6 protein-coding genes are annotated in these 7,508 nt (G+C 56.2%); all 6 read left to right on the top strand.

The window, feature by feature from the left end; all coding sequences use genetic code 11:
* The first annotated feature begins 159 nt into the window (after positions 1-159).
* Positions 160-3,696: a DNA polymerase III subunit alpha gene (gene dnaE / locus BQ17_RS05780; RefSeq protein WP_089725124.1), complete on the top strand. Its 3,537-nt coding sequence runs from the start codon at positions 160-162 to the stop codon at positions 3,694-3,696.
* 348 nt (positions 3,697-4,044) lie between these two features.
* Positions 4,045-4,488: a hypothetical protein gene (locus BQ17_RS05775; RefSeq protein ID WP_089725121.1), complete on the top strand. Its 444-nt coding sequence runs from the start codon at positions 4,045-4,047 to the stop codon at positions 4,486-4,488.
* 153 nt (positions 4,489-4,641) lie between these two features.
* Entirely contained in the window at positions 4,642-4,938 is a 297-nt protein-coding gene (locus BQ17_RS05770; RefSeq protein WP_089725119.1) for a type II toxin-antitoxin system RelE family toxin, read from the top strand.
* Complete coding sequence (locus BQ17_RS05765) at positions 4,935-5,189, top strand: type II toxin-antitoxin system Phd/YefM family antitoxin (RefSeq protein ID WP_089725117.1); 255 nt, start codon at positions 4,935-4,937, stop codon at positions 5,187-5,189. The genes BQ17_RS05770 and BQ17_RS05765 overlap by 4 nt, the downstream gene beginning before the upstream one ends.
* A gap of 969 nt (positions 5,190-6,158) precedes the next feature.
* Complete coding sequence (locus BQ17_RS05760) at positions 6,159-6,362, top strand: integrase (protein ID WP_089725115.1); 204 nt, start codon at positions 6,159-6,161, stop codon at positions 6,360-6,362.
* Positions 6,363-6,378: 16 nt separating this feature from the next.
* On the top strand, positions 6,379-7,332 hold the full coding sequence (locus BQ17_RS05755) for a D-2-hydroxyacid dehydrogenase (protein ID WP_089725113.1): 954 nt from the start codon (positions 6,379-6,381) through the stop codon (positions 7,330-7,332).
* Positions 7,333-7,508 lie beyond the last annotated feature (176 nt).

Genomic DNA, 7,508 nt, shown 5'->3' with positions numbered 1-7,508 from the left:
ACGCCTAAAATACCTATTTTTTCCTTGCATAACATAACCTTAGCATGCAGTTGTAGATGCTAAAGTTATCTAGACCCTTGCGTTTTTTGCGTTCATTTGCGGCCAAAAAAGGGGCGCCCCTACAATAACCGCAATTAGTTCAGAGATTAGGTCGATCCCGTGGCACCGCCCCCCCAATTCGTTCACCTGCACCTGCATTCGGAGTATTCGCTGGTCGACGGCCTGGTGCGCATCAAGCCCTTGGTCGAGGCGACATCGGCCAAGGGTATGCCTGCCGTTGCGGTCACCGATCAGTGCAATCTGTTTTGCCTGGTACGTTTTTACCAGGCTGCCATGGCGGCAGGTATCAAGCCCATCGCCGGCTCGGATCTGTGGGTCCGCAACCAGGACGATGCCAACCAGCCCCACCGGTTGTTGGTGTTGGTCCAGAACCGGACCGGTTATCTGAATCTGACCAAGCTCATCTCCCGCGGCTATCTGGAGGGTCAGCACTTAGGCTTGCCGCAAGTGGAACGGGCCTGGGTCGAGGCAGCGACCGAAGGTCTCATCGCCCTCTCGGGCGGCCCCTACGGCGATGTGGCCCGGACCCTCCTGGCCGGTCATCAGGAGCGGGCCGAGGCGCTGCTCGACCGCTGGCTCGAGGTCTTCGGCGACCGCTATTACCTGGAGCTGATCCGCACCGGGCGTGAAAACGAGTCCGAGTGCATCGAGCGTTGCGTCGAGCTGGCCGCCCGCAAGGGCGTGCCGGTGGTGGCGACCAACGATGTGCGGTTTCTCGACGCCGAGGACTTCGAGGCCCATGAGGCCCGGGTCTGCATTCACGACGGCCGTACCCTAAACGACCCGCGCCGACCCCGTCTCTACAGCCCGGAGCAGTACCTACGCACCCCCGAGGAGATGGCCGAGTGCTTTGTCGATATTCCGGAGGCCCTGGAGAACAGCGTCGAGATCGCCAGGCGCTGCAACCTGGAGCTCAACCTGGGCCAGAGCTTTCTCCCGGATTTCCCGATCCCGGAAGGGATGACCACGGAAGCCTTTTTCGCCGCGGAATCCAAGCGGGGGCTGGAGCGACGACTGGAGCGCATCAGCGACCGCGACGCCCCGGATTTCAGCGCTCGGCACAAGGTCTATGACGAGCGCCTGGCGCTCGAGCTCGGCGTCATCAACCAGATGGGCTTTGCGGGCTACTTTCTGATCGTCGCCGACTTTATCCGCTGGGCCAAGGACAACGGCATCCCGGTAGGGCCGGGGCGCGGGTCCGGTGCCGGCTCCCTGGTGGCCTATGCGCTCGAGATCACGGATCTGGACCCCATCGAGCACGACCTGCTGTTCGAGCGTTTCTTGAATCCCGAGCGCGTCTCGATGCCGGATTTCGACGTGGACTTCTGCATGGAGAACCGGGACCGAGTCATCGACTATGTTGCCGAGCGTTACGGACGCGATGCCGTGTCCCAGATCATCACCTTTGGCACCATGGCGGCCAAGGCCGTGGTCCGTGACGTCGGCCGGGTCATGGGCCACCCCTACGGGATGGTGGACCGGATTGCCAAGATGGTGCCCTTCGAGCTGGGCATGACCCTCGCCAAAGCCCTGGAGGAGAACGACGACCTTAAGGCTGCCTACCAGGACGAAGAAGAGGTCCAGGCCATCATCAACCTGGCCCGCAAGCTGGAGGGCCTGGCCCGCAACGCCGGCAAGCACGCCGGCGGCGTCGTCATCGCGCCCACTAAGCTGACGGATTTCGCGCCCCTCTACTGCGAGCCCGGCGGCGAGAACCTGCTCACCCAGTTCGACAAGGACGACGTGGAACAGGCGGGACTGGTCAAGTTCGACTTTCTGGGGCTGCGTACCCTCACCATCATCGCCTGGGCACTCAAGACCGTCAACGGGGTCCGGCTCCAGGCCGACGAGTCCCCTATCGACATCGGTACCATTCCCATGGACGACGCCGATGCCTTTGCCTTGCTCAAACACTGTGAGACCACCGCGGTCTTCCAGCTCGAGTCCCGCGGCATGAAAGAGCTGATCAAAAAGCTGCAACCGGACTGCTTCGACGACATCACGGCCCTGGTGGCCCTGTTCCGCCCCGGTCCCCTCCAGTCCGGCATGGTGGACGACTTCATCGACCGCAAGCACGGACGGGCCAAGATCGCCTATCCCCACCCTGGGCTCGAATCCATCCTCAAGCCCACCTACGGCGTCATCCTCTACCAGGAGCAGGTCATGCAGATCGCCCAGGTATTGGCGGGCTACACCCTGGGGGGAGCGGATCTGTTGCGCCGGGCAATGGGCAAGAAAAAGCCTGCGGAGATGGCCAAACAGCGGGCCGTTTTTGTGGACGGTGCGGTGGAACGCGGCGTCGCCTCGGAGACCGCTACCTACATCTTCGATCTGATGGAGAAGTTCGCGGGATACGGCTTCAACCGGTCTCACAGCGCCGCCTACGCCCTGGTTGCCTACCAGACCCTGTGGCTCAAGGCCCACTATCCGGCGGCCTTCATGGCGGCGGTGCTGAGCGCCGACATGGACAACACCGACAAGGTCGTGACCCTGATCGACACCTGCCGGGAGATGAAGCTCAAACTCGAGCCGCCGGCCATCAACCGGTCCGAGTACCGGTTCACGGTCCGGGACGCGGGAACCATCGTCTACGGCATCGGTGCCATCAAGGGCGTCGGCGAGTCCGCCATCGAGGCCATGCTCCAGGCGCGCCGGGAGGACGGACCCTTCAAAGACATCTGGGACCTGTGCCGGCGCATCGATCTGCACAAGGCCAACCGCCGGGTGCTCGAGGCCCTGATCCGAGCCGGGGCCCTGGATGAGCTGGGGAAGAATCGGGCGACCCTGACCGCCCAGCTGCCCCTGGCCCTCAAGCTGGCCGAGCAACACAAGGAGACGGAAACGGCCGGGCAGACAGACCTGTTCGGGACCCTCGACGCGAGCGCCGTGGCCCAACCCGATGCCCAGCTCGTCTCCCGCACCTGGGGCGAGTGGGAGGAAGAACAGCGCCTCCAGGGCGAGAAGGAGACCCTGGGTCTCTACCTGACCGGACACCCCATCCACCGGGTCGCAGCGGAGCTCGACGCCATGACCGGCGCCCGCATCGGCGCACTCTTGCAATCGGGTCGGGGCGCCAACGACGGCGAGCGACGGACGGTCGCGGGATTGGTCGTCAGTGTGCGCCACGGCAAGACCCAGCGTGGGCGGATGGGCTCAGTGATACTGGACGACAGCACCGGGCGGATCGAGGCCACCTGTTTTTCCGAGATCTACCAAGCGGTGCGCGACCTCCTGGTGGCGGACAATCTCCTGGTCGTCAGCGGCGCCTTGAGCTACGACGACTACCGCGACGGCTGGTCCCTACGCGTCGAACAGGTGCGGACCCTGGAGCAGGCACGGGCGGACCTGGCGGATCACCTCACCCTGATATTGGATCTGAGCGACCCGGATGCCCACGCCCGGGGCCAAGCCTTAGTCGGAGAACTACGCACCATCCTGCGCACCTTCACCGGAACGGGCCTGCCGGTCTACATTCATTACCAGCATCCCGACGCCCGTGGTCACCTGCTCATGGGTAAGGATTGGCGGGTACGACCCACCGACGAACTCCTCAAGCGGCTGCGCCAGCTGCTGGGCCCCGCAGCGGTTCGGATCTCCTATGAGCGGGTTGGGTCCGAGGGGGCGGTGGTCAATTAGGCGAACGCGTACCCTAGTGGGCTGTGCCCACCGACGACTCTGATGAACCGCAAAGGCGCAAAGGGCACAAAGAGTGTGTCGGTTGAAGTGAAGAACGAACCCCACTGAAAGAAAAATTACGAATCACACGAATCCTCGCGGATCGATTCGTGCTGATTCGCGCTGATTCGCGCGATTCGTAGTTTCCCTAGCTTGAAATGCTCTCCATGCTTCCGGTAAGCTCCGCAAGCGCTACTGGAAAACAGCGGGACATCGACAGGAAGTTGCTGTGTTAGGCTGCTCGCATACTGATGCAATAACGTATGTGCAATCTAATAAAACTATTATGCCTTTAAAGAGAACTGACAGATGGAGCCAAAAACCATATTAAAAACATTGAAAGAGGCGTCTCCATTTGACCTGTTTCTAGTGTCATTCCTGCTATTACCATTCGTGGCAGACTCATGGCTGGGGGTAATTAAGAAACTTGGCTTAGATCAGTTGGCACACTACTGTGGACTTGGTATAGTCGTAGTCGCATATATCATTGGTATTATTCTTATGCTACAGGGGAGTTCGAGAGCAAGGAGACGAGAAATAGCAAAGGATCTGATAATTCAATATCTGACATCAAAGAACTTTGAAATGATGTCATTTGATCGAGTCAGAAAAAATATCAATAAATCCTATACGAACGAATTTTTGGAAAGTCTGATCGAGCATTTTCCAAAGGAGTTGAGAACAGCAAGATTAAAAGGCTCCAAGTCAGGTATTGCAAGAATTATAGAATCCGATGAAGATGAAGAGGCATAACAAGGCAAATGCACTCGGACGGCAAAAAGCACTACTCGTTCCTCGCTCTGCTTTTTGCTGCCGGTGATGTGAAGCGTTAGACTTGATAACCAGTTAAGTTGTTTAAGATATATAGAGCCGATAAGTTACCTGGATGTATAGAGTAAGAGGTTCATGTATACGATAGATTTTGCTGAATCCGTTAAAGATCAACTAAGATGTTTGCCGGCTCATCAAAGAGTCACAATACTTGATTCAATAGAAAAACAGCTGTCGTATGAACCACTATTAGAAACCAAGAATAGAAAATCACTCCGACCAAATCCTATTGCACCATGGGAATTGCGTGTAGGAAACCTTCGCGTTTTCTACGAAGTAACGCTTGATGAGCCTCATATTGTCAAAATTCTAGCGGTCGGTTATAAAAAAGGGAATAAGTTATACATCGGCAACAGAGAGGTCGGTTTATGAAAGCAATCGAAATTTCCGAAGCGTCAAATCCATTATCTGATTACGCCGACGAATTAGATGAAGGTATGATACTTCTAACCTCAAATAAAAAACCTATAGCTGCGCTTGTTTCCTTAAAAAATGCAGATCAGGAATCCTTAGCATTAGGTATGAACCCGGAATTTATAAAAATTATCGAAACGGCTAGAGAAGAATTTAAGGCCGGCAAAAAGTTATCATTAGAAGAGATGAGACGAGAGATTTTAGGATAGCTGTCAAATACCGCAGATTCCGGACTCACCCGGTCTAATAAGGCTACGGTTTTTATCCGCGGGACAATTTGAACCGCAAAGGCGCAAAGGACACCCGGCTACCAGTCGCCGGCTACCGGCTACCAGCTTTTAGTCGCCGGCAGTGCAGGAGCCCGTAGGATGCGGTGAGCGCCTGCCGACCGCCCCAGGGACGCCTGCCTGTGCCGGTACGGCAGACAGGGGGCAGGCAGCGAACCGCATCTTGGGACGGCGGCGTGCCCAACATTCAGAAACTGTCTGGTTAAAAGCAATCCTGAATGATTTGGCGCTGTTTGGGGGACCGGACGGGTTGCGGGTACGATCCTGAATTATTCGGCGTTGTCAGGAGGGAAAAGATCCCTCCTGTGTCGGGACAAGAAAGATCCCTCCTGCGTCGGGACAGGGTTTGACGTGTTGCGTTCGACGCACCAAGGCTCACTGATCGTCTGCCAGGTCAGTGCCGGCGTCTTAACGCAACCTACACCCACATGACCCCCCGTGCGGCCTGCCCGCGCGGACCTCGCATTGAGTGTAGGTTGGGTTAGGCGCGCTGTCCGATCCCGAAGCACAGCGACGGAGCCGAACGCGCCGTAACCCAACATGTCAGATCCCACAGCCAACGCCAAATAACCCAGGACCGCGCCCGGACAGGCACGGCGTCGAACGCGCCGTAACCCAACACGACGTAGGATCCGTTTTAACCAAACAGCTTCTCACATCTACGGTTTTGCCGCGGATGGTTTGAACCGCAAAGGCACAAAGAGCGCAAAGATTTTTTATCCGTAGATTACACAGATTTCCGCAGATGAAAAACAGAAACAATCTGCGAAAATCTGTGTAATCTGTGGATAAAAAAAGAACCGCATCGCCGGAACCGGTAGCTAACGAGAGTTCCCCGATTCCTCTTTGCGGCGTTGAATTCCACGATCTCATCGAGGTAGGAAAAAGAACATGTCAACGATGATCACCGAAGTCTACGAGGCATTTATTTCTGCCGGTGCGGATGACGAAAAAGCAAAAGTGGCGGCGCAAGCACTTGCTGATTATGAATCGCGTTTTAATCGCATAGACAGCGACCTTCGAATCCTTAAATGGATGGTCGGAGCAATCCTGGCCGGCGTTGTTTCTCTGATCATTAAAAGCTTCTTTACATAACCGCGGCCGACTGAAAATGAAGGCCGTCTTTCTCGATCTGGCAACCTTGGGCGAAGACGTCTCCACATCCAGCCTGCGGCAGGCACATGCCGACTGGGATTTTCATCTCCGGACGGAAGCAGACCAGGTATTGGAGCATATTGCGGCTGCAGCTATCCTCGTCTGCAACAAAACCATCATCTCAAGTGAAACGATGCGGCATGCGAAATCACTCAAGCTCATCTGTGTAATCGCAACGGGTACCAATAATGTTGATCTGGCTGCCGCTAAGGATTTCGGCATTGCTGTAACCAATGTTATCGGTTACGGCACGGCATCTGTCGTGCAGCATGTATTTGCACTGCTGTTTGCCTTAACAACCAATCTATTGAACTATGACCGGCTGGTTCAGGCTGGTGCTTGGCAGCGAGCGACTGGGTTCTGTCTGTTTGATTTTCCAATTAGGGAGCTGGCCGGAAAGACCATGGGTATCGTGGGTTATGGCGAGCTAGGCAAAGGTGTTGCGTCTGCCGCTAAGGCATTCGGCATGAAGGTCCTCATCGCGCAAGGTATCGGCAATAACAAGGACACAGACAGACTTCCATTAGATGAGCTTTTACCTCAGATCGATGTACTGAGCCTGCATGTACCCCTGGCTGAAAACACTAAAAATCTGATTGGAAAGGATGAGCTGGCGTTGATGAAACCCGATTCGCTTCTGATCAATTGCGCCCGCGGTGGCGTCGTTGACGAAGCTGCTCTGGCACATGCATTGAAGAATGGCGTTATCGGTGGTGCGGGTGTCGATGTACTGACTAGCGAACCGCCAACGCGAGGTAACCCCCTCCTTGACTCGAGTATTCCCAATTTGATTGTCACACCCCATATCGCCTGGGCCAGCCGGCAGGCACGTCAACGTCTGCTTGATGATGTCGCAAAGACCATTGAAGCATTTCACCAGGGTCGTATCAGAAACCATGTAAACGCCTGAAACTCCGGTTCTGATTTATGGAGAAGGCACGCAAAAGCATGACCGATCATGCAGCGTTGCCGTGCTCAATATCATGTTGGGCATGCCTGTCGTCCCTGCGAGCTCAATGCCATTAAGTTAAGCGTCACCGGCGCCGTTTGTGATTGGTTGATCCCTGTTTTCGTTCGCCCTCTCCC

The sequence above is a fragment of the Candidatus Thiosymbion oneisti genome (genome assembly GCF_900092655.1).
Taxonomy (GTDB): Bacteria; Pseudomonadota; Gammaproteobacteria; order Chromatiales; family Chromatiaceae; genus Thiosymbion; species Thiosymbion oneisti.
Note: the sequence above shows the minus strand (reverse complement) of the source record. Positions and strands in the feature narration are given on the sequence as shown.

What these genes read in the sequence shown, in the direction of transcription:
- BQ17_RS05755 (WP_089725113.1), top strand. Translation starts at nt 6,379, where the DNA reads ATGAAGGCCGTCTTTCTCGATCTGGCAACCTTGGGCGAAGACGTCTCC.
- BQ17_RS05760 (WP_089725115.1), top strand. Translation starts at nt 6,159, where the DNA reads ATGTCAACGATGATCACCGAAGTCTACGAGGCATTTATTTCTGCCGGT.
- BQ17_RS05770 (WP_089725119.1), top strand. Translation starts at nt 4,642, where the DNA reads ATGTATACGATAGATTTTGCTGAATCCGTTAAAGATCAACTAAGATGT.
- BQ17_RS05775 (WP_089725121.1), top strand. Translation starts at nt 4,045, where the DNA reads ATGGAGCCAAAAACCATATTAAAAACATTGAAAGAGGCGTCTCCATTT.
- BQ17_RS05765 (WP_089725117.1), top strand. Translation starts at nt 4,935, where the DNA reads ATGAAAGCAATCGAAATTTCCGAAGCGTCAAATCCATTATCTGATTAC.